The sequence below is a fragment of the Streptomyces sp. NPDC017943 genome (assembly GCF_044328425.1).
Classification (GTDB): Bacteria; Actinomycetota; Actinomycetes; order Streptomycetales; family Streptomycetaceae; genus Streptomyces; species Streptomyces djakartensis_A.
The window spans coordinates 847,180-870,175 of the sequence record NZ_JBIRHH010000003.1 but is presented as its reverse complement, the minus strand read 5'-3'; the positions used below and the strand labels follow the sequence as shown (position 1 = coordinate 870,175).

The 22,996-nt window shown below is 71.1% G+C and carries 21 protein-coding genes, 1 rRNA gene and 1 riboswitch; of the genes, 15 read left to right on the top strand and 7 right to left on the bottom strand.

The genetic code is table 11. The features are described from left to right. Positions 1-130 precede the first annotated feature (130 nt). The 11 genes from rrf to ACH4C6_RS13385 all read left to right on the top strand — a co-directional run bounded on the left by rrf (position 131) and on the right by ACH4C6_RS13385 (position 10,669). Positions 131-247: ribosomal RNA gene (gene rrf / locus ACH4C6_RS13435) — 5S ribosomal RNA — on the top strand. Between the two features lie 108 nt (positions 248-355). Beyond that, positions 356-964 carry a CDP-alcohol phosphatidyltransferase family protein gene (locus ACH4C6_RS13430; RefSeq protein ID WP_398108694.1) on the top strand — a complete coding sequence of 203 codons (609 nt, stop codon included), beginning with the start codon at positions 356-358 and terminating at the stop codon, positions 962-964. A gap of 114 nt (positions 965-1,078) precedes the next feature. Beyond that, positions 1,079-3,574, top strand: a complete 2,496-nt coding sequence (locus ACH4C6_RS13425) for a sugar phosphate nucleotidyltransferase (protein ID WP_398108693.1) — start codon at positions 1,079-1,081, stop codon at positions 3,572-3,574. A gap of 109 nt (positions 3,575-3,683) precedes the next feature. After that, a complete protein-coding gene (locus ACH4C6_RS13420) occupies positions 3,684-4,595 on the top strand; it encodes a DUF881 domain-containing protein (RefSeq protein ID WP_398108692.1) in 912 nt (303 codons plus the stop codon). Beyond that, positions 4,592-4,924 (top strand): small basic family protein, encoded by a 333-nt coding sequence (locus ACH4C6_RS13415; RefSeq protein ID WP_003988855.1) that lies wholly within the window; start codon positions 4,592-4,594, stop codon positions 4,922-4,924. The genes ACH4C6_RS13420 and ACH4C6_RS13415 overlap by 4 nt, the downstream gene beginning before the upstream one ends. 5 nt (positions 4,925-4,929) lie before the next feature. Continuing rightward, a complete protein-coding gene (locus ACH4C6_RS13410; RefSeq protein WP_398108691.1) occupies positions 4,930-5,859 on the top strand; it encodes a DUF881 domain-containing protein in 930 nt (309 codons plus the stop codon). Positions 5,860-5,920: 61 nt separating this feature from the next. Further along, positions 5,921-6,871, top strand: a complete 951-nt coding sequence (locus tag ACH4C6_RS13405) for an FHA domain-containing protein (protein WP_398108690.1) — start codon at positions 5,921-5,923, stop codon at positions 6,869-6,871. Between the two features lie 51 nt (positions 6,872-6,922). Then, on the top strand, positions 6,923-7,663 hold the full coding sequence (locus tag ACH4C6_RS13400; protein ID WP_398108689.1) for a MerR family transcriptional regulator: 741 nt from the start codon (positions 6,923-6,925) through the stop codon (positions 7,661-7,663). A gap of 83 nt (positions 7,664-7,746) precedes the next feature. Continuing rightward, positions 7,747-8,220 carry a bifunctional nuclease family protein gene (locus ACH4C6_RS13395; protein WP_003988851.1) on the top strand — a complete coding sequence of 158 codons (474 nt, stop codon included), beginning with the start codon at positions 7,747-7,749 and terminating at the stop codon, positions 8,218-8,220. 239 nt (positions 8,221-8,459) lie between these two features. Beyond that, complete coding sequence (locus tag ACH4C6_RS13390) at positions 8,460-9,143, top strand: MerR family transcriptional regulator (protein ID WP_398108688.1); 684 nt, start codon at positions 8,460-8,462, stop codon at positions 9,141-9,143. A 65-nt stretch (positions 9,144-9,208) separates the two neighbouring features. Beyond that, positions 9,209-10,669, top strand: coding sequence for a DNA polymerase IV (locus tag ACH4C6_RS13385; RefSeq protein ID WP_398108687.1), 1,461 nt, complete (start codon positions 9,209-9,211; stop codon positions 10,667-10,669). Between the two features lie 39 nt (positions 10,670-10,708). On the opposite strand, the gene ACH4C6_RS13380 is transcribed toward ACH4C6_RS13385, so the two are convergent. Then, on the bottom strand, positions 10,709-11,086 hold the full coding sequence (locus tag ACH4C6_RS13380; RefSeq protein ID WP_398108686.1) for a PRC-barrel domain-containing protein: 378 nt from the start codon (positions 11,084-11,086) through the stop codon (positions 10,709-10,711). Between the two features lie 113 nt (positions 11,087-11,199). After that, positions 11,200-11,295, top strand: a riboswitch (glycine riboswitch). A 176-nt stretch (positions 11,296-11,471) separates the two neighbouring features. On the opposite strand from ACH4C6_RS13380, the gene gcvP reads away from it, so the two are divergent. Further along, a complete protein-coding gene (gcvP, locus tag ACH4C6_RS13375; RefSeq protein WP_398108685.1) occupies positions 11,472-14,357 on the top strand; it encodes an aminomethyl-transferring glycine dehydrogenase in 2,886 nt (961 codons plus the stop codon). A gap of 123 nt (positions 14,358-14,480) precedes the next feature. Here gcvP and ACH4C6_RS13370 read toward each other — a convergent pair whose 3' ends face one another. The 4 genes from ACH4C6_RS13370 to ACH4C6_RS13355 form a co-directional block, all read right to left on the bottom strand. Next, positions 14,481-15,554: an ABC transporter ATP-binding protein gene (locus ACH4C6_RS13370; RefSeq protein WP_398108684.1), complete on the bottom strand. Its 1,074-nt coding sequence runs from the start codon at positions 15,552-15,554 to the stop codon at positions 14,481-14,483. Between the two features lie 91 nt (positions 15,555-15,645). Further along, a complete protein-coding gene (locus ACH4C6_RS13365) occupies positions 15,646-16,491 on the bottom strand; it encodes an ABC transporter permease (protein ID WP_398108683.1) in 846 nt (281 codons plus the stop codon). Then, the gene (modA, locus tag ACH4C6_RS13360) at positions 16,488-17,294 is read right to left on the bottom strand and encodes a molybdate ABC transporter substrate-binding protein (RefSeq protein WP_398108682.1); all 807 of its coding nucleotides are present in this window, start codon (positions 17,292-17,294) and stop codon (positions 16,488-16,490) included. The genes ACH4C6_RS13365 and modA overlap by 4 nt, the downstream gene beginning before the upstream one ends. Positions 17,295-17,451: 157 nt before the next feature. After that, positions 17,452-17,847: a molybdopterin-binding protein gene (locus ACH4C6_RS13355; protein ID WP_398108681.1), complete on the bottom strand. Its 396-nt coding sequence runs from the start codon at positions 17,845-17,847 to the stop codon at positions 17,452-17,454. 286 nt (positions 17,848-18,133) lie between these two features. Between ACH4C6_RS13355 and ACH4C6_RS13350 the strand changes: the two genes are divergently transcribed. From ACH4C6_RS13350 to ACH4C6_RS13340, 3 genes are all read left to right on the top strand, one after another. Beyond that, positions 18,134-19,426 (top strand): extracellular solute-binding protein, encoded by a 1,293-nt coding sequence (locus tag ACH4C6_RS13350; RefSeq protein WP_398108680.1) that lies wholly within the window; start codon positions 18,134-18,136, stop codon positions 19,424-19,426. Between the two features lie 6 nt (positions 19,427-19,432). Continuing rightward, positions 19,433-20,431, top strand: coding sequence for a carbohydrate ABC transporter permease (locus ACH4C6_RS13345; protein ID WP_398108679.1), 999 nt, complete (start codon positions 19,433-19,435; stop codon positions 20,429-20,431). Between the two features lie 71 nt (positions 20,432-20,502). Next, complete coding sequence (locus tag ACH4C6_RS13340) at positions 20,503-21,267, top strand: carbohydrate ABC transporter permease (protein WP_369198896.1); 765 nt, start codon at positions 20,503-20,505, stop codon at positions 21,265-21,267. 147 nt (positions 21,268-21,414) lie between these two features. Here the strand turns inward: ACH4C6_RS13340 and ACH4C6_RS13335 are convergent, their stop codons facing one another. Together ACH4C6_RS13335 and ACH4C6_RS13330 are read right to left on the bottom strand one after the other, a co-directional pair. Then, positions 21,415-21,606 carry a DUF5999 family protein gene (locus ACH4C6_RS13335; RefSeq protein ID WP_398108678.1) on the bottom strand — a complete coding sequence of 64 codons (192 nt, stop codon included), beginning with the start codon at positions 21,604-21,606 and terminating at the stop codon, positions 21,415-21,417. 431 nt (positions 21,607-22,037) lie between these two features. Beyond that, positions 22,038-22,622, bottom strand: a complete 585-nt coding sequence (locus tag ACH4C6_RS13330) for a hypothetical protein (protein ID WP_398108677.1) — start codon at positions 22,620-22,622, stop codon at positions 22,038-22,040. Between the last annotated feature and the right edge of the window lie 374 nt (positions 22,623-22,996).

The following is a 22,996-nucleotide window of genomic DNA, read 5'->3' as shown; positions in this document are numbered from 1 at the left end:
AACGTGTGGAGTTGACCGGTACTAATAGGCCGAGGGCTTGTCCTCAGTTGCTCGCGTCCACTGTGTTGGTTCTGAAACCACGAACAGCCCCATGCTGCCACGCGTGGTGCGGCTGACAGTTTCATAGTGTTTCGGTGGTTATAGCGTAGGGGAAACGCCCGGTTACATTCCGAACCCGGAAGCTAAGCCTTACAGCGCCGATGGTACTGCAGGGGGGACCCTGTGGGAGAGTAGGACGCCGCCGAACAATTCTTGAGCTCCGGCTCTCGGGTTAATAGCCCGAGAGCCGGAGCTTTTTTGCGTTGAGGTAGGGTCAGGGTGCATCGTTGGCACGTTTCCCACAGGAGGCCCCCGGGTGGAGGTTCAGGAGACTCGCGTCCAGACGGACCGTGTGCTCACCATCCCGAACATCCTCAGCATGGCGCGTCTCGTCGGCGTTCCCGTCTTCCTGTGGCTGATCCTGCGCCCCGAGTTCGGTGGGCCGAAGAGCGACGGCTGGGCCCTCCTGGTGCTCGCTCTGAGCGGTGTCAGCGACTACCTGGACGGCAAGCTCGCGCGGCACTGGAACCAGATCAGCAGCCTGGGCCGGCTCCTCGACCCCGCGGCCGACCGGCTCTACATCCTGTCGACGCTGGTGGGCCTCACCTGGCGCGAGATCCTGCCGCTGTGGCTGACCGCCGTCCTGCTGGCGCGCGAGCTGCTGCTGCTCGTCATGGTGGGCATCCTGCGCCGGCACGGCTATCCGCCGCCCCAGGTGAACTTCCTGGGCAAGGCCGCCACGTTCAACCTGATGTATGCCTTCCCGCTGCTCCTGCTCAGTGACGGAAGTGGCTGGATCTCGTCACTGGCTGCGATTTTCGGATGGGCGTTCGCCGGATGGGGTACAACCCTCTATTGGTGGGCAGGAGTGCTCTACGTAGTACAAGTCCGCCGCCTGGTCCGTGCGGACACCATGGCCGATTGAACCCCGCTGATTGCTCCGGTAGCACGGTCGCGATGGCCCGCGCTGGAAAAGCGCGGGACGATCCTGGCGGGGGAGGTCGGCTGGACCCGTCTCTGCGAGGAGGACGCTTCCGACATGAAGGCCGTCGTGATGGCCGGTGGCGAAGGCACGCGCCTTCGTCCCATGACCTCGAGCATGCCCAAGCCGCTCCTGCCTGTGGCCAACCGCCCGATCATGGAGCACGTGCTGCGGCTGCTCAAAAGGCATGGGCTCAATGAAACAGTCGTCACCGTCCAGTTCCTGGCCTCGCTCGTCAAGAACTACTTCGGTGACGGCGAAGAGCTGGGCATGGAGCTCACCTATGCCAACGAGGAGAAGCCCCTCGGCACCGCCGGAAGCGTCAAGAACGCTGAAGAGGCGCTGAAGGACGACGCCTTCCTCGTCATCTCCGGCGATGCGCTCACCGATTTCGACCTCACCGAGCTCATCAATTTCCACAAGGAAAAGGGTGCGCTGGTCACCGTCTGCCTGACGCGTGTGCCCAACCCCCTGGAATTCGGCATCACCATCGTCGACGAAGAAGGCAAGGTGGAGCGCTTCCTCGAGAAGCCCACCTGGGGCCAGGTCTTCTCCGACACGGTGAACACCGGCATCTACGTGATGGAGCCCGAGGTCTTCGACTACGTCGACCCCGACGTGCCCGTCGACTGGTCCGGCGACGTCTTCCCGCAGCTGATGAAGGAAGGCAAGCCGATCTACGGCTACGTCGCCGAGGGCTACTGGGAGGACGTCGGCACGCACGAGAGCTACGTCAAGGCGCAGGCCGACGTCCTGGAGGGCAAGGTCGACGTCGACATCGACGGGTTCGAGATCTCCCCGGGCGTCTGGGTCGCCGAGGGGGCCGAGGTCCACCCCGACGCCGTGCTCCGCGGGCCCGCCTACATCGGTGACTACGCCAAGGTCGAGGCGGGGGCCGAGGTCAGGGAGCACACCGTCGTGGGCTCCAACGTCGTCGTCAAGAGCGGCGCGTTCCTCCACAAGGCCGTCGTGCACGACAACGTGTACGTGGGGCCCCACAGCAATCTGCGCGGCTGCGTGATCGGCAAGAACACCGACATCATGCGCGCGGCGCGGATCGAGGACGGGGCGGTCATCGGTGACGAGTGCCTGATCGGTGAGGAATCGATCGTCCAGGGCAATGTGCGGGTCTACCCGTTCAAGACCATCGAGGCCGGTGCCTTCGTCAACACCTCGGTCATCTGGGAGTCCCGCGGCCAGGCGCACCTGTTCGGTGCCCGCGGAGTGTCCGGCATCCTCAACGTGGAGATCACGCCCGAGCTCGCCGTGCGGCTCGCGGGCGCCTACGCGACGACCCTGAAGAAGGGCTCGACCGTCACGACCGCGCGCGACCACTCCCGTGGTGCCCGCGCGCTGAAGCGAGCGGTGATCTCCGCGCTGCAGGCCAGCGCCATCGACGTACGGGACCTGGAGAACGTGCCGCTGCCGGTGGCGCGGCAGCAGACGGCGCGGGGCAGCGCGGGCGGCATCATGATCCGCACCACGCCCGGGGTGCCGGACTCCGTCGACATCATGTTCTTCGACAGCCAGGGCGCCGACCTCTCCCAGGGCAGCCAGCGCAAGCTGGACCGGGTGTTCGCGCGCCAGGAGTACCGGCGTGCCTTCCCCGGCGAGATCGGTGACCTGCACTTCCCGTCCAGCGTCTTCGACTCGTACACCGGGTCTCTGCTGCGCAACGTCGACACGACCGGGATCGCGGAGTCCGGGCTCAAGGTCGTCGTGGACGCGTCCAACGGAAGCGCCGGCCTCGTGCTGCCGAGCCTGCTCGGCAAGCTCGGTGTCGACTCGCTGACGATCAACCCCGGTCTCGACGAGGCCAGGCCGACCGAGACGGCCGACATCCGGCGCTCGGGCATGGTCCGGCTCGGGGAGATCGTGGCGTCCTCGGGTGCCGCGTTCGGCGTGCGGTTCGACCCGGTCGGCGAGCGGCTGTCGCTCGTCGACGAGAAGGGCCGCATCATCGAGGACGACCGCGCCCTGCTGGTGATGCTGGACCTGGTCGCCGCCGAGCGGCGCAGCGGCCGGGTCGCGCTCCCGGTCACCACGACCCGGATCGCCGAGCAGGTGGCCGCTTACCACGGCACGCAGGTCGAGTGGACGACGACGTCCCCCGACGACCTCACGCGGGTCGGCGGCGAGGAAGGCACCATCTTCGGCGGCGACGGCAAGGGCGGCTTCATCGTCCCCGAGTTCAGCAGCGTGTACGACGCCACGGCGGCCTTCGTGCGGCTCATCGGACTGGTGGCGCGGACGCAGCTCACGCTGAGCCAGATCGACGCCCGGATCCCGCGGGCGCACGTCCTGAAGCGGGACCTGGCCACCCCGTGGGCCGTCAAGGGCCTGGTGATGCGCCGGGTCGTCGAGGCGGCCGGGGACCGGTTCGTGGACACCACGGACGGGGTGCGCGTGGTGGAGACCGACGGCCGCTGGGTGATGGTGCTGCCCGACCCGGCAGAGGCCGTCACCCACCTGTGGGCCGAGGGCCCGGACGACGCCTCCGCGCAGGCGCTGCTCGACGAGTGGGCCGCGGTGGTGGACAGCGCCGGTCGCTGACCGGCGGATGGAACGGCCCGCACGCGGGCGTGCCGGACAAGTGCCCTCAACGGGGCCTGTCCGGCACGCCGGTGGGGCCGTTCGGTGGTAGTGGCCGCGACGTGCGACGATGTGCGGCATGCCGCAGCAACCCCCCATTCGGAGCACACCAGCGCGGCCGCGGCGCCCGGACGCTTCCATGTCGTTGCTCACCAACGTCATGGACCACAGCCTCGATGACGGCTACGCCGAGGCCGCGGCGCGCAAGAAGGCCGCCGGCGACGGCGGCATGCCGAAGACCCTGCGTGCCAAGCTCGGCCTGGCGGCGGGTCTGGTGCTCGCGGCACTGGTCGTGACCGTCGGCGCCGCCCAGGCGCGGGTGGCAGCCCCGGTGGTGGCCAAGGAGCGCGAGGAACTGGTCGACCGCATCGACCGGGAGACCGAGGCGGCCGACGAGCTGGAGGACGCCGTCGACGAGCTGCGCGCGGACGTGAGCGCGCGGCAGCGCGAGGCGCTGAAGCACAGCGGCGGCGCCGAATCCGACCTGGTGGGCATCCTGTCCGGCGCCGTCGCGGTGCACGGTCCCGGTGTGAAGCTCGTGGTGAACGACGCCAAGGAAGCCGGCACGGGCGGCGACGGCGATCCCCGTGGGACATCCGGGTTCTCCGACACGGGCCGGGTGCGCGACCGGGACATGCAGCGTGTGGTCAACGGGCTGTGGGAGTCGGGCGCCGAGGCGATCTCCATCAACGGGCAGCGGCTGACGGCACTGTCGGCGATCAGGGCCGCCGGGGACGCCATACTGGTCGACAACAAACCGCTGGTGCCGCCGTACACGGTGCTGGCGGTGGGGGACGGGCAGCGGCTCAGCACGCGGTTCCAGAACAGCGCGGACGGGATCTACCTGAACGTGCTGCAGGAGAGCTACGGCATCCGGACAGGCATCTCCGCGGAGGACGACCTCCGGCTGCCTGCCGCACCGAGCGTGACCGTGCGTACCGCACAGCCGAGCACCGAGAAGAGCGGGAAGGGCACATCGTGATCGCCGTACTGGGCCTCGTCGTGGGAGTCGTGGCCGGCCTGTTGGTCCGGCCTGAGGTTCCGGCGGTGGTCGAGCCTTATCTGCCGATCGCCGTCGTGGCGGCGCTCGACGCCGTCTTCGGGGGCCTGCGGGCGATGCTCGACGGCATCTTCGACGACAAGGTCTTCGTCGTGTCGTTCCTGTCGAACGTGGTCGTGGCCGCGCTGATCGTCTTCCTGGGCGACAAGCTGGGTGTGGGAGCCCAGCTGTCCACCGGTGTGGTGGTCGTCCTCGGCATCCGCATCTTCTCCAACGCCGCGGCGATCCGCCGGCACGTGTTCCGGGCGTGAGGCCGATGAGCGAGCAGGACGACCAGCACACCGAGAAGCACCGCCAAGCGCGCGGTGAGCAGCACGACGGCGAGACTGCCGGCAACGGACTGCGGCGCGAGCTGCCGCAGGAGGTGACCGCTGCCGCGGACGGGTCCGAGACGTCTGCCGCGCCGCACGGCGCACCGGAGTCCGGACCGGTGCCGCAGCCGCAGGCCGCCGCCGGGTCGGGGCTGACGGGCCGGCAGCGGCTGGTGCAGGGGCTGTGGCCGCCGCGGCTCAGCCGGGCGCAACTGATCGTCGCGCTGCTGCTGTTCGGCCTCGGTTTCGGGCTCGCCGTGCAGGTGGCCTCGAACAGCGACAGCGACAGTGCCCTGCGCGGCGCGCGTCAGGAAGATCTTGTCCGCATCCTCGATGAACTGGATGACCGCACCCAGCGTCTTGAAGACGAGAAGCAGGGCCTCGAGAAGCAGCGCGACGAGCTGGAGAACAGCTCCGACCAGGCCGAGGAGGCCCGTAGGCAGACGGTCGAGAAGGAGCGGCAACTCGGCATCCTGGCGGGCACGGTGGCCGCGCAGGGGCCCGGCATCACCATGACGATCCAGGACGCGAAGGGGACGGTCGAGGCGGACATGCTGCTCGACGCGGTGCAGGAGCTGCGCGCCGCCGGGGCGGAGGCGATCCAGGTGAACGGCCATCGGGTCGTCGCCGGCACCTACCTCAGCGACTCGGGCAAGGGAGTGAGCGTCGACGGGAACAAGATCAACGCGCCCTATCGTTTCCTTGTCATCGGCAAGCCGCAGGACCTGGAGCCGGCGCTCAACATCCCCGGAGGCGTGGTGCAGACTCTCGAGAAGGAACAGGCCACCGTCACGATCGAGCGGTCGACCGACGTGGTCGTGGACGCCTTGCGGGCGGCGAAGCGGCCTGACTACGCTCGGTCGTCCTCGCGGTGAGCCGGAGGCGCATGGGCGTCGTCCGGCGAGGGCATGAGGTTGCGGGGGGTCGACGCACCGATTGGGTGGTGCGTGGTGGAAACTGTCTGGTGCAGACGGACGTTGTCAGGATGTCCGGGTCGGCCAGAGTGTTCAGTCAGGGTTCGTCCTGCCCCACGGGCGGGTCTGTTTCGGTCAAGGGGAATCGCCCGTGAAGTTGTTTGCGAAGTTGTTCGGCAAGAGCGCGCGAGAGGGCAGCGACAACGCGACCGCCCGCCATCGCGCACAGCCTGACGCGGAGGGTCAGCGGCCGCTGTTCCGGGACCAGGTCGGCGGCCAGGGCGGCGATGTCCCGGGTGGCCAGGGCGCGCCGTCGGTTGACCCTGCGCGGTCCGGCGGAATAGGTTTCGGCCAGCCGTCAGCCTCAGGTGCGGGTGGGTTCTCCGACCCGTACGCGTCCCACGCTCCGGGTGAGCAGCCGCGGCAGGAGGATCCCATGTCGGCCCTGGTGTGTACGCGCTGCGGCAACCGCAACGCGGAGAACAGCCGCTTCTGCTCGAACTGCGGTGCGCCGCTGCGGGCGGGCGCGGTACCCGAGCGCCCGTCCGAGACGACGTCCACGATCTCCATCTCCGGCCTCGAGGCCTACGACAGCGAGACCACCGGCCAGACGCCGATGCCGACGCTGTCGCCCGAGGCGCAGGCGGCGGTGGACGCGCTGCCGCTGGGCTCCGCGCTCCTGGTCGTGCGCCGCGGGCCGAACTCGGGCAGCCGCTTCCTGCTGGACGGCGATCTGACGACGGCCGGGCGGCACCCGCAGAGCGACATCTTCCTGGACGACGTGACCGTCTCCCGGCGGCACGTGGAGTTCCGCCGCGCCCAGGACGGCTCGTTCACGGTGGCCGACGTCGGCAGCCTCAACGGCACCTACGTCAACCGCGAGCGGATCGACCAGGTCGCCCTGAACAACGGCGACGAGGTGCAGATCGGCAAGTACCGGCTGGTCTTCTACGCGAGCCAGCGGGGCTACTGAGCCCGCTGCCGCTCCCGGGACCGGTGAAGGTCCGTCCGTCAGGGAAGGTCCATGCGTCGAACACCGAGCGGCGGTGCCGGACACGGCGCCGCCGCCACGGACAGTGGTGGGCTGATGAGCATCGGCACGGTGCTGACCGTGCTGCGCGACGAGTTCCCCGAGGTCACCGTCTCCAAGATCCGCTTCCTGGAGTCGGAGGGCCTCATCGAACCGCAGCGGACCCCCTCGGGGTACCGCAAGTTCAGCGCCCGGGACGTGGAGCGCCTCGGGCACGTCCTGAGGATGCAGCGCGACCACTACCTGCCCCTGAAGGTCATCCGGGAGCACCTGGAGGCCATGGAGCGGGGTGAGGCCGTCCAGCTGCCCGTCGTGGGCCGTCAGCGCGACGGGGAGGCGGTACCCGAGACGCCCGAGGGGCCGACGGCGGCCCGGATCGGGCGTGCCGAGCTGCTCGCCGCCGCCGGCATCGAGGAGCAGGAGCTCCAGGAGTGGGAGTCCTACGGGCTGCTCACTCCACTGGAGGACGGGACCTTCGACGCCGAGGCAGTGACGGTCGCGGAGCTGGTCGGAGAGCTGGGGCGGTTCGGGATCGAGCCCCGGCACCTGCGGGCGATGAAGGCCGCCGCCGACCGTGAGGCAGGGCTCGTGGACCAGGTGGTGGCCCCGCTGAGGCGGCACCGCAACCCGCAGACCAGGGCGCACGCGGAAGCCCGGACGAAGGAGCTGGCGGGACTCACGGTGAAGCTGCACGCCGCTCTGGTACGGACGGCGCTCGGCGTGCGGCAGCCCTGACGGGCGGGGCGCCGGGGCCGGGACAGGGCGCCCGATCCGGGCCCGACTACCCAAACATCCCGGGCACGGCCTAGGGTTGCTGTGTGAACGAGCTCGATGTCGTAGGTGTCCGGGTGGAAATGCCCTCCAACCAACCGATCGTGCTGCTGCGTGAAGTGGGAGGCGACCGTTACCTCCCCATCTGGATCGGACCGGGGGAGGCGACGGCGATCGCCTTCGCCCAGCAGGGCATGGCTCCGGCGCGACCGCTGACCCACGACCTGTTCAAGGACGTGCTGGAGGCCGTCGGCCAGGAGCTCACGGAAGTGCGCATCACGGACCTGCGTGAGGGCGTCTTCTACGCGGAGCTGGTCTTCGCCAGCGGTGTCGAGGTGAGTGCCCGCCCCTCCGACGCCATAGCGCTCGCGCTGCGCACGGGCACGCCGATCTACGGCAGTGACACGGTGCTCGACGACGCCGGCATCGCGATCCCGGACGAGCAGGAGGACGAGGTCGAGAAGTTCCGCGAGTTCCTCGACCAGATCTCCCCGGAGGACTTCGGCAGCAGCAGCCAGTGAGGCTTCCGGAGGCTGATCCGCACAGCTGTGCGCGGCGGGCGAAATGCCCGCATGTGCCGGAGGCGTGTGAGAGCGTCATACCGGTCGCCGCGAGGGCATTCGGCTAGCCTTTCCCCGCGGAGGGGCACGGGAAACCACTCTCAGGGTGATTATCACTCGGCGTGGCGAGTGTGGCGATCGTTGACGCACCCCGGGTGACTGCCTACCGTCGAGAAGGCAGGTCAAGGACGGAGGTCGGCGTGAGAAGCAGCGGCGGCGGTACGGCCGGGGGCGGCCCCGAGCGCAGTCTCAGGGCGAGCGGTCCGTACCCTCCCCCCGGCTCACGGCTCCGCGCGAGCGGGGCGTGTCCCCAGCCCGACAGTGCGGCCGACCACGCTGCGCAGCGACCCGTGGCGGTGCCGAGCAGCGGAGGGACGACGTCCATGGCGTCCGAGCAGATCGGTTACCGCGGCCCCACGGCCTGCGCGGCGGCCGGCATCACCTACCGGCAACTGGACTACTGGGCCCGCACGGGGCTCGTGGAGCCGAGTGTGCGCCCCGCGTACGGGTCGGGGACGCAGCGGCTGTACAGCTTCCGGGACGTGGTCGTCCTGAAGATCGTCAAGCGGTTCCTCGACACCGGGGTCTCGCTGCAGAACATCCGCACGGCGGTGCAGCACCTCAGGGAGCGCGGGTTCAGCGACCTGGAGCGGATGACGCTGATGAGCGACGGCGCCACGGTCTACGAGTGCACCTCCCCCGACGAGGTCCACGCGCTGCTGCAAGGGGGCCAGGGGGTCTTCGGGATCGCCGTGGGCGTCGTGTGGCGGGACGTGGAGAGCGCCCTGTCCCAGCTGCACGGGGAGCGCGTCGACACCGGGGAGACGCTCATCGGCTCCAACCCGGCGGACGAGCTGGCCCGGCGGCGCAACCGCGCGGTCTGAGCGGTCCCGGGCCCCCGGGGCGCCTGGGCAGGGCAATGTCAGTGCGGTAGGGCAGCATCGGAGATGTGAGAACCGCGCCCACGATCCTGCATCTCGACATGGATGCCTTCTTCGCCTCGGTGGAGCAGGCCTCCAAACCGAGTCTGCGCGGGAAGGCCGTGGTCGTGGGCGGGCTGGGACCCCGGGGCGTCGTGGCGACCGCCTCGTACGAGGCCCGGGTCTTCGGGGTGCATTCGGCGATGCCCATGGGGCAGGCCCGGCGGCTGGCGCCCCACGCCGCCTATCTCGTGCCGCGCTTCATGCTCTACCGCTCCATCAGCGAGCGGGTCATGGAGCTGCTGCGGGCCCTGTCGCCGCTCGTGGAGCCCCTGAGTCTGGACGAGGCGTTCGTCGATCTGGAGGCCGGGGGAAGGGCCTGGGACGAGCGCTCCGCGCGGCTGGTCGGGGCGCAGCTGCGGGCCGACATCCGCGCCGCCACGGGCCTCACCGGGTCGGTGGGGCTGGCCGCCTCCAAGATGCTCGCGAAGATCGCCTCCGAGCAGGCCAAGCCGGACGGCCTGGTGGTGATCGAGCCGGGGACCGAGCGGGCGATGCTCGGCCCGATGTCCGTGCGGATCCTGCCGGGGGTGGGCCCGGCGACGGGCGACCACCTGCGGCGGGCCGGCATCACCACGGTCGGGGAGATCGTCGAGGCGGGTGAGGACGAACTGGTCCGGCTGCTGGGGAAGGCCCATGGGCACGGCCTGTACGCCATGGCCCTCGCCCGGGACGACCGGCCCGTGGTCGCCGAGCGGGAGGCCAAGTCGGTGTCCGTGGAGGACACCTACGACGTGGACATCCACGATCGGACCCGGGTGGGCCTGGAGGTGCAGCGGCTCGCCGACCGGTGCGTGCGCAGACTGCGGGGAGCCGGGCTGTCGGGACGGACCATCGTGCTGAAGGTGCGGCGCTACGACTTCTCGACCCTCACCCGCTCCGAGACGCTGCGCGGCCCCACGGACGACCCGGCGGTGGTCAGGGAGGCGGCGGCCCGGCTGCTGGACTCCGTCGACACCACGGGCGGAGTGCGGCTGCTCGGAGTGGGCGTCACCGGTCTCGCCGACTACACGCAGGAGGACCTGTTCGCGCAGGCGGCCGGGGAGCGGGCGGAGACGGACGGACCGGCCGAGGAGCGTGCCGCCGTACCGGTCGAGGAGCAGCCGCCGTCGCCCGCCGAGCGGCGCTGGCCCGCCGGGCACGACGTGCGTCACGCCGAGTTCGGGCACGGGTGGGTGCAGGGCAGCGGCCTGGGGCGGGTCACCGTCCGGTTCGAGACGCCCGCCTCGGGGCCGGGGCGGGTGCGCACCTTCCGTGTCGACGACCCCCTGCTGGAGCCGGCGGATCCGCTGCCGCTGGTGTTATGCGGACTTGAGGGTGGCGGGGCCGCGCCGGTGCGGGACGGCGAGGAGTGCGGTGGAGCGGCCGCGGGGGAGGGCTGTGCGGCTGCCGGGCCGGAGGACCGGCCGTCCGGGGCCGTGCGGGCGTAGGGCGGCGGGCCCGGGGGCGCTGCCCGGGCCGGGCGCTGCTCAGGCCTTCGTCTCGTCCGTGCCCGCCAGCCTGCCGAAGTCGCGGTCCGGGAGCGGGGGCGGGGCGGCGATGTCCAGACCGTAGTGGTGGTAAAGCTGGAGTTCCTGCTCCGGGGAGAGGTGGCGGCCCACGCCGAAGTCGGGGGCGTCCTTGATGAGGGCGCGTTCGAAGGGCACGTGCAGCGCGCCCTCGATCAGCTCGCTGGGCTCGAGCGGGACGAACGCGTCCCTGCTGAACAGACCGGTGCGTATCGCCGCCCACTCCGGCTCGCCCGTGGCGTCGTCGAGGTACACCTCGTCGATGGTGCCGATCCTGGTGCCGTTGCGGTCGAACGCCTTGCGGCCGATCAGACTGCGCGGATCGATGTCGGTACGCACGGGCCCTCCACATGGTCGCAAGTCACCTGTAGACCTAACAAAACGGTACAAGCGGGGATGCGGCCACTCGAAGGCTCGTGCGTTGACCTCGCTGGTACGCTGACAGCGGCTGCTGACCCCGTGCGGGAGAGTCCTCCAGACACCATCGGAGGCGCCGAAGGAGCAAATCCTCCCCGGAATCTCTCAGGCACACGTACCGCACGGACGAGGTCACTCTGGAAAGCAGGGCGGGTGTCGACGGCTTCCGCTCTCACCGACGGTGAAAGCCGGACGCCTTCGGGCGATCCGGTGAAGCTCTCAGGTTGAGATGACAGAGGGGGAGGCCGTCCGGGTACCCGCGCCGTGGTGCCCCTCGCAGGTCGCGTCAGACCAGGAGGCCTCCGCAATGACCGCCCACCGCATTCCGCTCTCCGAGCTCGAAGAGGCAGTTCCCTTCGAGCAGCGTCACATCGGGCCCGACCACGAGGCCTGTGCCAAGATGCTGGCCCACGTCGGCTACGGCTCACTGGACGAGCTGACGGCCGCCGCGGTCCCGGCCGTGATCAAGAGCGCCGAGGCGCTGGACCTGCCGGGCGCCCGCAGCGAGGCCGAGGTGATCGCCGAGCTGCGTTCCCTCGCCGACCGCAACCAGGTCCTCGGTTCGATGATCGGCCTGGGCTACTACGGCACCCACACGCCGCCCGTCGTGCTGCGCAACGTCATGGAGAACCCGTCCTGGTACACGGCCTACACGCCGTACCAGCCGGAGATCTCGCAGGGCCGGCTCGAGGCGCTGCTGAACTTCCAGACCATGGTCGCCGACCTGACCGGACTGCCGACCTCGGGCGCCTCGCTGCTCGACGAGGGCACCGCGGCCGCCGAGGCCATGGCCCTGTCGCGGCGCCTGGGCAAGAACAAGAAGGGCCTGTTCCTGGTCGACGCGGACGCGCTGCCGCAGACCATCGCGGTCATCGAGACCCGGGCCGAACCGGCCGGGGTCGAGGTCGTCGTGGCCGACCTCGGTGACGGCATCCCCGCCGAGATCGCCGAACGCGAGATCAACGGCGTACTGATCCAGTACCCGGGTGCCTCCGGAGCCGTGCGGGACATCAAGCCCGTCATCGACCAGGCGCACGAGCTCGGGGCCCTCGTCACCGTCGCCGCCGACCTGCTCGCGCTGACGCTGCTGAAGTCCCCGGGCGAGCTCGGTGCGGACATCGCGGTCGGCACGACGCAGCGCTTCGGCGTCCCCATGGGCTTCGGCGGTCCGCACGCCGGCTACATGGCCGTCCAGGACAAGATGGCGCGCAGCCTGCCCGGGCGGCTCGTCGGCGTGTCCGTCGACGTCGACGGGAACCGGGCCTACCGGCTGGCGCTGCAGACCCGTGAGCAGCACATCCGCCGGGAGAAGGCCACCAGCAACATCTGCACCGCGCAGGTGCTGCTCGCCGTCATGGCCGGCATGTACGCCGTCTACCACGGCCCCGACGGCCTCAAGGGCATCGCGCAGCGCACCCACCGCTACGCCACCGTCCTCGCCGCCGGGCTCGCGGACGGCGGCGTCGAGGTCGTGCACGGCTCCTACTTCGACACCGTGACCGCGCGGGTCGCCGGCCGGGCCGCCGACGTCGTGGCCGCCGCCCGGGACAACGGGGTCAACCTGCGCCTCGTCGACGCCGACCACGTCTCCGTCGCCTGCGACGAGACCACCACCCGCGCCCAGCTGCGCGCCGTGTGGGCGGCCTTCGGCGTCGAGGGCAGTGTGGAGACCCTGGACGCCGCCGCCGAGGACGTCCTCCCGGCCGCCGTGCTGCGCACCGACGACTACCTGACCCACCCCGTCTTCCACCAGCACCGCTCCGAGACGGCCATGCTGCGCTACCTGCGCAAGCTGGCCGACCGGGACTACGCGCTCGACCGCGGCATGATCCCGCTGGGCTCCTGCACCATGAAGCTCAACGCGACCACGGAGATGGAGCCGGTCACCTGGCCCGAGTTCGGGCAGCTGCACCCCTTCGCTCCCGCCGAGCAGGCCGCGGGGTACCTCACCCTGATCCACGAGCTCGAGGACCGCCTCGCCGAGGTCACCGGCTACGACAAGGTCTCCCTGCAGCCCAACGCCGGTTCGCAGGGCGAGCTGGCCGGTCTGCTCGCCGTCCGCGGCTACCACCGCGCCAACGGCGACGAGCAGCGCACCATCTGCCTGATCCCGTCGTCCGCGCACGGCACCAACGCGGCCAGCGCCGTGATGGCCGGCATGAAGGTCGTCGTCGTGAAGACCGCCGAGGACGGCGAGATCGACGTCGAGGACCTGCGGGCGAAGATCGAGCAGTACCGCGACCAGCTGGCCGTGCTCATGATCACCTACCCGTCCACCCACGGGGTGTTCGAGGAGCACGTCGCCGACATCTGCGCGCAGGTGCACGAAGCGGGCGGCCAGGTCTACGTCGACGGGGCCAACCTCAACGCGCTCGTCGGCCTCGCCAAGCCCGGGCACTTCGGCGGCGACGTCTCGCACCTGAACCTGCACAAGACGTTCTGCATCCCGCACGGCGGCGGCGGTCCGGGCGTCGGCCCGGTGGCGGTGCGCGAGCACCTCGCGCCGTACCTGCCGAACCACCCGCTCCAGCCCGAGGCCGGTCCCGAGACGGGCGTCGGACCCATCTCGGCGGCTCCCTGGGGCTCGGCCGGCATCCTGCCCATCTCGTGGGCCTACGTCCGGCTCATGGGCGGTGAGGGGCTGAAGCGCGCCACGCAGGTGGCCGTGCTCAGCGCCAACTACATCGCCAAGCGGCTGGAGCCGCATTACCCGGTGCTCTACACCGGCCCCGGCGGGCTCGTGGCGCACGAGTGCATCATCGACCTGCGTCCGCTGACCAAGGCGACCGGCGTGAGCGTCGACGACGTGGCCAAGCGGCTGATCGACTACGGCTTCCACGCGCCGACGATGTCGTTCCCCGTGGCCGGGACGCTGATGATCGAGCCGACCGAGTCGGAGGACCTGGCCGAGCTCGACCGGTTCTGCGAGGCGATGATCGCCATCCGCGCGGAGATCGAGAAGGTCGGCTCCGGCGCCTGGCCCGCGGAGGACAACCCGCTGCGCGGCGCCCCGCACACCGCCGGTGCCCTCGCCGGCGCGTGGGAGCACGCCTACAGCCGCGAGGAGGCCGTGTTCCCGGCCGGGGTGTCGGCCGCCGACAAGTACTGGCCGCCGGTCCGCCGCATCGACCAGGCCTACGGCGACCGCAACCTGGTCTGCTCGTGCCCGCCGCTGGACGCGTACGAGGACTGATCCGGCCGGCCGGACCACACGGTTCCAGGGAGGGGCTCCGCGGGTGCGGGGCCCCTCCCGGCATGTCGGATGCCGGCCGCCCCGGCGGGACGGACCCGGTGAGGGAGACCGCCGGTCCGGGTGTCACGCCGGGTAGGCGTGGGTCTGCGTCGCCTTGACCGCCGCCCACACCGGTGCCCCGGGGTGCAGATCGAGTTCCGCCGCCGCCACCGTGGTCAGGTCGGCGGTGAGGGGGAGTTCGCCGGTGAGGTCGGCGCGGATCTGGTCGCCGTGCGTCTCCAGCCCGGCGACCTCGCAGCGCCACAGGTTGCGGGCGCTGGAGCCGGCCGGACGCTCGCGGTACAGCGTCACCGCGCCCGGCGGGAACGCCACGAAGACCGGCCCGGACAGCTCCTCGGTGGTGGTGAGGGCGGGGCCCGCGGAGAGCCGGACGGTGTGGCCCTCGGCCCGGCCCCGGTAGAGGTTGAGGCCGACGAGCCGCGCGATGTAGTCGGTCCGGGGGTGGCGGGCGATGTCCGCGGGCGTACCCTCCTGGACGACCGCCCCGTCCTCGACGACGACCAGGCGGTCGGCCAGCACCATGGCGTCCAATGGGTCGTGGGTGACCAGCACGGCCACGGCCTCGAACGCGGCGAGGTGCCGGCGCAGCTGGGCGCGCACCTCCAGCCGGGTCCGGGCGTCGAGGGCGGCCAGCGGCTCGTCCAGGAGCAGCAGGCGGGGCTCCGTCGCCAGGGCCCGGGCCAGGGCCACGCGCTGGGCCTGTCCCCCGGAGAGGCGGCGGGGCTTGACCCCGGCGTGGTCCGCGAGGCCCATGCGGTCCAGCCACTCGGCGGCCCGGGCTCGCGCCTCGGCCTTGCCGGCGCCCCGGCAGCGCGGGCCGAAGGCCACGTTGTCCAGGGCGGTCAGGTGCGGGAACAGCAGGTAGTCCTGGAAGACGACGCCCACGGGCCGGGCCTCGGGCGGCGAGCCGTCCAGCGCCGTGCCGTCCAGACGCAGATGCCCGGAGGTGAGGGGGACGAGACCCGCCAGCGCGCGCAGGGCGGTCGTCTTTCCGGCGCCGTTCGGGCCGAGCAGGGCCACGACGTCGCCCGGGGCGGCGGCCAGCGTGACGTCCAGCCGGAACCCGCCCCGGTCGACGAGGAGACGGGCGTCGAGCCCCTGGAGGGGGCGCCTGGACGTGTCGTCGGGACCGGTCATCGGTGTGTCGTCCAGAGGTCGGAGGGGCCGTCGTCGGGCAGCCGGCGATCGGCCCGGTGGGGGGAGCGCGCCCGGTCGCGCGTGCGGGGGGTCACGACGCCGTCATCCACCGGTCGCGCAGGGCCGCCAGCACGGCGATGGACACCGCCAGCAGCACGAGGCTGAGGGCGATCGCCGCCGCCGGGTCGTTCTGCAGGGCCAGGTAGACGGCCAGCGGCATGGTCTGCGTGCGGCCGGGGAAGTTGCCCGCGAAGGTGATGGTCGCCCCGAACTCGCCCAGGGCCCGGGCCCAGGCCAGGACCGCCCCCGCCGCGATGCCCGGGGCGATCAGCGGCAGGGTGACCCGGCGGAACGCGGTGAAGCGGGAGGCGCCCAGGGTGGCGGCGGCCTCCTCGTAGCGGGGGTCGGCGGCCCGCAGGGTGCCCTCCACGCTGATGACGAGGAACGGCATCGCCACGAAGGTCTCCGCCAGGACCACGCCCGCCGTGGTGAAGGGCAGGGTGATCCCGAACCAGGAGTCCAGCCACTGCCCCACCACGCCGTTGCGCCCGAAGGCGAGCAGCAGGGCCACACCGCCCACGACCGGCGGCAGCACCAGCGGCAGGGTCACCAGGGCCCGTACGAGGCCCCGGCCGGGGAACCGCGTGCGGGCCAGCAGCCAGGCCAGCGGCACGCCGACGACGAGGCTCAGAGCCGTCGCCGTCGTGGCGCACACCAGGGAGAGCCGGAGCGCCTCCCAGACCTGCGGGCTGGTCAGCTGGTCGGGGAGGCTGCGCCAGGGCGCCCGCACCAGCAGGGCGATCAGTGGCAGGAGCAGAAAGGCCAGACCGATCACGGCGGGGACGAGCAGGGGGACCGGTACCGTCCGGGTCCGGTCCCGCGGACTGCCGCCGCGCCGACGCGTGCCGTGCGGACGGCTCTCCCGCGTGCCGGTCACGGCGCGATGAACCCGGCCCCGGACAGCACCTCGCGGCCCTCGGCGGAGCGCACCAGGGCGATGAAGGCCTTGGCGGTCTCGGGGTTGCGGGCGTCGTCGAGCAGGGCGATCGGGTAGTCGTTGACGGCGTCGGCCGACTCGGGGAAGTCCACGCCGTCCACCTTGTCACCCGCCGCCCGCACATCGGTGCGGTAGACGACGGCCGCGTCGGCCTCCTTCAGCTCGACCTTCGTCAGCGCGCTCTTGACGTCCTGCTCGTAGGAGACGGGCGTGACCTTCAGGCCGCCCGCCTTCAGGGCCTTCTGCGCGGCCGCCCCGCACGGGACCGTCCGGTCGCACAGGACGACCTTGAGGCCGGGCTTCGCGAGGTCCTTCAGGGAGGTGATCTTGTCGGGGTTGCCGGGCAGGGTGGCGATCTGGAGCCGGTTGCGCACGAAGGTGGCGGGGGAGCCCGCCGTGCCCTTCCGGTCCGTCACGAGCGCCATGGTCGTGGGGCTGGCGGCGGCGAAGACGTCGGCCGGGGCTCCGCTGTTGATGCCCGCGGCGAGGCTGTCGCTGCCCCCGAAGCTGAAGGTGATCTCGGTGCCCGGGTGCTGCTTCTCGAAGGCGGTGCCGAGCTTCTCGAAGCTCTCCTGGAGGGAGGCGGCGGCGAAGACGGTGACCGTGCCCGACAGCCCGGAGGAGGACGCGTCCTTGCCCGGCGCCCCGTCCGAGGAGGAGCAGGCGCTCAGGGCCAGCAGCACCGCCGCGGCCCCGCCGGCGACCTGGAGTGTCCGGCGGGTCCTCTGCGCGGAACGGATCATCTCGGGGTCGCTCCCTCTGTCTGCGGGGGAAGAGCCCGCAGGGCCCTTCCTATACGCCGATCATACTGGCGCATCTGCGAGGCATATGTCTCCTGTCGCATCGCATGAGCGATGGGGACGGGGGCTGTAGGTGTGTATGTGCGGGAGGGCGAGGAAGTCAGACCCGGTCGATATGCACGTTTGTCGACTTCACGCGGGCCGTGGCCTCCATGCCGACCTCCAGGCCCAGTTCCTCCACGGCCTCCCGGGTGAGCAGGGAGACCAGGCGGTGCGGGCCGGCCTGGATCTCCACCTGGGCGGCGACGTCCCCGAGTTTGATGGCCGTGACGATGCCCGGGAAGGCGTTGCGGGCCGAGGTGTAGGGGGCGTCGTCCTCGGGGGTGGCGGACCTGGCGAGTGCGACGGAGAAGGCGGCCAGGTCCCGTCCGTCGACGAGCCGCCGCCCGGTCTCGTCCCGGTGAGTGGTGATGCGGCCGGCGTCCGCCCAGCGCCGCGCGGTGTCGGGGCTCACGCCGAGCAGCCGTGCTGCCTGGCCGATCGTGTACGACTGCATGGCCGTCACCTTACGGCGGCGGCGCGGGCGGAGAGGGCCGCGGGACCGGTGCCTTGCTCGGTCCGCTTCCGGGTCTCGCCGGACGGCCCGAGGGGCGCCGGGTGCGGTCGTGCGAGCCGCCGCGGAACGTTCGGAGCGGCAGCCGAATGTTTCGTGAGCGCCAACGTCCGTATCCCGTCTGAAGATTCACCGCGTACGAGGGGTTGTCACCGTTTGGCCGCTGTCTCTAGGGTGCGGCATCAACGCAGCTTTCTGAATCTCAATCGAAACTTTCGAGGAGCGCATGATGGGCCACCCGGCACTGTCCCGCCGCGGCTTCCTGGCGGCCTCCGCCGCGGCCGGGCTGGGGACCACGGCACTGACCGCATGCGGCGGGGACTCGGACGGAGGGTCGTCCGGCACGACCACCATCGAGTGGTGGAACATCTCCACCACCCAGCCCGCCAAGAGCGTCTGGGCCTCGCTCGCCAAGAAGTACGAGGCGCAGCACCCCAAGGTGAAGATAAAGATCGTCCAGCTGGAGAACGACGCCTACAAGTCGAAGATGACGGCTCTGACGGCGTCCGGGAAGCTGCCCGACATCTTCCACACCTGGGGTGGCGGCGTGCTCAAGCAGCAGGTCGACGCCGGGCTCGTCGAGGACCTCACCGACCGCACCAAGCCGTGGAGCGAGGCGCTGCTGCCCGTCGCCAAGGAGCCGTACCTGATCGACGAGAAGCTCTACGGCATCCCGTTCGACATCGGCATGATCGGCTTCTGGTACAACAAGGCGCACTTCGCGGAGGCCGGCATCGACGGGCCCCCCGCCACCTGGGACGCGTTCCTCGACGCCGTGCAGCGGCTCAAGGACGCGAAGATCACGCCCCTGGCGCTGGCCGGCAAGGAGAAGTGGCCCGGCATGTACTACTGGGCCTACCTGGCGATGCGCACCGCCGGCGCCGGCGCGTTGCAGAAGGCCTACGACGCCAAGGACTTCACCGGCGCCCCCTTCGTCGAGGCGGGTGAGCACCTCGGCGAACTCGTCGCCCTCCAGCCGTTCCAGAAGGGGTTCCTCGGCGCCGCCTACTCCACGCCCACCGGCCAGGCCGCCACCGTCGGCAACGGCAAGGCGGCCATGGAGCTGATGGGCCAGTGGGCCCCCACCGTGCAGGCCGACGCGGGCAAGGGCCTCGGCAAGGACCTCGGCTTCTTCCCGTTCCCGGCCGTCGACGGCGGCAAGGGATCCATCACCGAGGTGTTCGGCGGGGGAGGCGGCCACGCCCTGCGCCGGGGCGCCCCGCAGGAGGCCGTCGACTTCCTGGAGTTCTTCGCCTCCGAGGCCACCGACCTGGAGCTGGTCGAGAAGACCGGCGTGCTGCCCGTCGTCCCGGCCGCCGAGAAGGCGATCGCCGACCCCAACATCAAGGCCGTCCAAGCACAGCTGAAGGCGGCCACGGGATTCCAGCTCTACCTCGACCAGGCCTACGCGCCCGCCGTGGGCCAGGAGGTCAACGACAGCGTCGCCGCGCTCATCGCCGGCTCCAAGTCGCCCGGCCAGGTCGCCCAGTCCATCACCAGGACCGCGAAGGAAGAGCAGTAGCCGGCGATGACCTCCACGTTCCTGCCGGACAAACGGACCGGCCCCGGCCCCGGCGCCCCGCCCCCGCCCGTGCCGCGGACCGGGAGCCGGGCCCGGCGCCGCACACTGCACTGGCTCACCGCGGTGGGCTTCCAGGTGCCCGCCCTCGCGCTGTTCCTCGGGCTCGTGCTGCTGCCGATGCTCTTCGCCCTGTACGTCGCGTTCTTCCGCTGGGGCGGCTTCGGCATGCCCACCGACTACATCGGCGGCGAGAACTTCACCCGGCTCCTTCAGGACGACGTCTTCCTCGGCGACCTGTGGCGCTGCCTCGTCCTGGTGGTGCTCACCCTCGTCGTCCAGCTGCCGTTCGCGCTCGCCATGGCCGTGCTGCTCAACCAGCGCATGCGCGGCCGGGCGGTCTACCGGATGCTGTTCTTCGCCCCGTACGTCCTGTCCGAGGCGATCACCGGCATCCTCTTCGGGATGATCTTCGCCCCGGACGACGGCTTCGCCGACCAGGTCCTCGGGCGGATCGGCCTGGACGGCGTGGGCGGTCAGTGGTTCGCCGACCAGTCCACCGTGATGGCGACCCTGTTCCTGGTCATGACGTGGAAGTACTTCGGCTTCCACATGATGCTCTGCCTGGCCGGACTCCAGGCCGTCCCCCGGGAGCTGACCGAGGCGGCGCTCATCGACGGGGCAGGCCCCTGGCAGCGCTTCCGCAACGTCACGCTGCCGCTGCTCGCACCCACCCTGCGCATCAGCGTGTTCCTGGCGGTCATCGGCTCCATCCAGCTGTTCGACCTGGTGTGGGTCACCACCGCGGGCGGCCCCGACCACCACTCCGAGACCATGGCCGTGACCATGTTCCAGTACGGCTTCAAGCGCTACCAGGTCGGCTACGCCGGCGCGATCAGCGTGGTCATGTTCGCCATCAGTCTCGTCTTCGCCCTCGCCTACCAGCGGTTCGTGCTCCGGCGCGACCTGGAAGGGGCCACCACGACCATGCGGGGAGACGGAAAGTGACCAGTCGTCAGGCCGTGCGCAAGGGACGGAACCTCCCGCTGCACCTCGTCCTGGTCGTCGTGGGTGCGGTGATGGCCGTCCCCCTGCTCTACGCCGGGCTGTCCGGCTTCAAGACCACCGACGAGCTGTCCCGCAACCCCGTCGGGCTGCCCGAGTCCTGGGTGACCTCCAACTACACCCAGATCCTCGGCTCGGGGGACTTCTGGCGGCTGATCGGCAACAGCACGCTGATCGCGGTGGGCACGACGGTCCTGGTCGTCGCCGTGTCGGCGCTGTCGGCCTTCTCCTTCGCGCGGTTCGCCTTCCGCGGCCGGGAGGTGCTGTTCACCCTGTTCACGCTGGGGCTGATGTTCCCGTTCGCGGTGGCGGCCCTGCCGCTGTTCCTGCTGCTGCGGTCGCTGGACCTGCTGGACAACCCGCTCGGCGTGATCCTCCCGCAGGCGGCTTTCGGGCTGCCGATGACGATCATCATCCTGCGGGGCTTCTTCCGGCAGATCCCCGGGGAGCTGGAGGAGGCCGCCACACTCGACGGGTGCAGCTCCCTCGGCTTCTTCTGGCGGGTGCTGCTGCCCATGGCGCGGCCCGCGCTCGGCACGGTCTCCGTCCTGGCGGTCGTCACCAGCTGGAACAACTTCTTCCTGCCGCTGCTGGTGTTCACCGAGTCGACGTGGTGGACGCTGCCCATCGGGGTCCAGCAGTTCCAGGGGCAGTACTCCGCGGAGTACGCCAAGGTCTTCGCCTACCTGGTGCTGGCCATGGTCCCGGCACTCGCGTTCTACTCCGTCGCCGAGCGCCAGCTCGTCGGCGGCCTGACCGCCGGTGCCACCAAGGGGTGACGTCCGCCGGTGTCCGCCCGCGCCCGTGTCCGCCCGTGGCACGCGCGGCGGATACGCGTCGGGGCCGGTGCGCGAGACGTACGCGGCCGGCCCCTCGTGTCCCGGGCGGGGTGTCGCCCCCGCCCGGCGGTCCTCAGGCGGCCGTCGTCACCTGGCGCCCGCCATCGGGCGGTGCGGGGCGATGACCCGGCCGTCCGGCAGCAGTTCACCGGTGTCCTCGAAGAGCACCACGCCGTTGCACAGCAGGCTCCATCCCTGCTCCGGGTGGTGCGCCACCAGGCGGGCGGATTCCCGGTCGGCGGAGTGGGCGGGCGGACACGGTGTCTGGTGCTGGCACATGGGTGGGATCTTTCGCTCTGTCGTGGTGGACGTGGTGACCGAGTCGACCGGCTCGGCCGTCGCTTGCGTTCCGCGGCTGGAAGTGTCGTCCATGGCCGCCCCCCGTCGGTGTGTTCGTCGGAACCCAGTGTTGCCCCACGGGCGTCGATCCGCAGGGATTTCGCAGCACCGCCCCTCACCGCTTCAGGACGCGTCACCCGCGCGGACGGTTCATCCCAACTGCGCTGTCCCTTCGGGTGGTTCGGCGTGGCCTGATGGGGCTAGTCCGGTCGGGCCACCCGCTCCGTGCGGCTCGTACGAGCCGGGGCGTGCTCGTCGGAGCGGAGGCCGGGCGGGTAGTCGCCGAGGGGCGTGGAACGGCCGTACCCCGCCGCCGGGTCTCCGGCGACGGGGTACGGGACGGGGTGCGGGAACGTCGGTCCGCGGTGGCTTCAGGCGGGTGAGCCGAGCAGGCGGGTCGGGGTCGCCCGGTGGGTCAGCACCGGGAGCAGTTCGGCGACGCGGTGCGGGCGGTGGGCCGCGATGCCGGGCGGCGCGGGTGCCAGCGGCACGAGGAGGTCGGTGGCCGCCGGGTGCCCGTCGGCTCCGTCGGCGGCGCAGTCCTCGTGCAGCCACAGCGTCAGCATGTAGAGCCCGGGGACCGACAGCAGGCGCGGCTGGTAGGGCTGGGGCAGCGCCTCGGCCTGGCGCAGGGCGAGCTCGGTGGAGGTGATGTACGGGCCCTCGAAGAAATGGGAGAAGGTCCAGCCGTCCGGCGTCAGCATGGTGTCCGCCGCGGCGACGGCGTGCTCGCCGCAGCGGATCAGGAACCGCCACCCGGCCAGCCGGGTCGCGGACACGCCCTCGGCGGTGACCCGGTCCAGCACGTGCACGGGCAGCGGGAGCTCGGGCGTGCCGGGCACCTGGCTGCGGAGCAGGGAGGGAGTTCGCGCTTCCCGGACCGCGGTGGGCGAGGAGAGCGCAGCCAGGACGGAACGGAGTGCGGGCGCGGGAGCCGGCGGGACATGCAGCGGCATGGTGGGTCGCCTCTCATTCAAAGGCACGGTGGCGCGAGGGCGGGGGCGGACGGCGCTGTCAGCTCACGAAAGGTCAGAGAGGCAGGGGCCGGGGTCAGGGAAACGAGAGGGGGGTGGGTCCCGTCGAACATCGCCTCGACGGCAGAACCCATCGACCGTGGGCGCCAACCTTCTGCCTTGTTCGCGAAGTTTATACGACACGGGTTCAGACTGTGTTTCGCCTAGCCGTTTCCGGTGAGTAGGACAAGGGTACATTCGGTCGGCGATACGCGAGATTAATCCCGATTTCAGGCGGGGGTACCCGGTGGTGACCTCGGAACATGTCCGCGGCGCGGTCGGCCCATTCTCGTCGGCGTTTTTCACGAGTTCGCCGG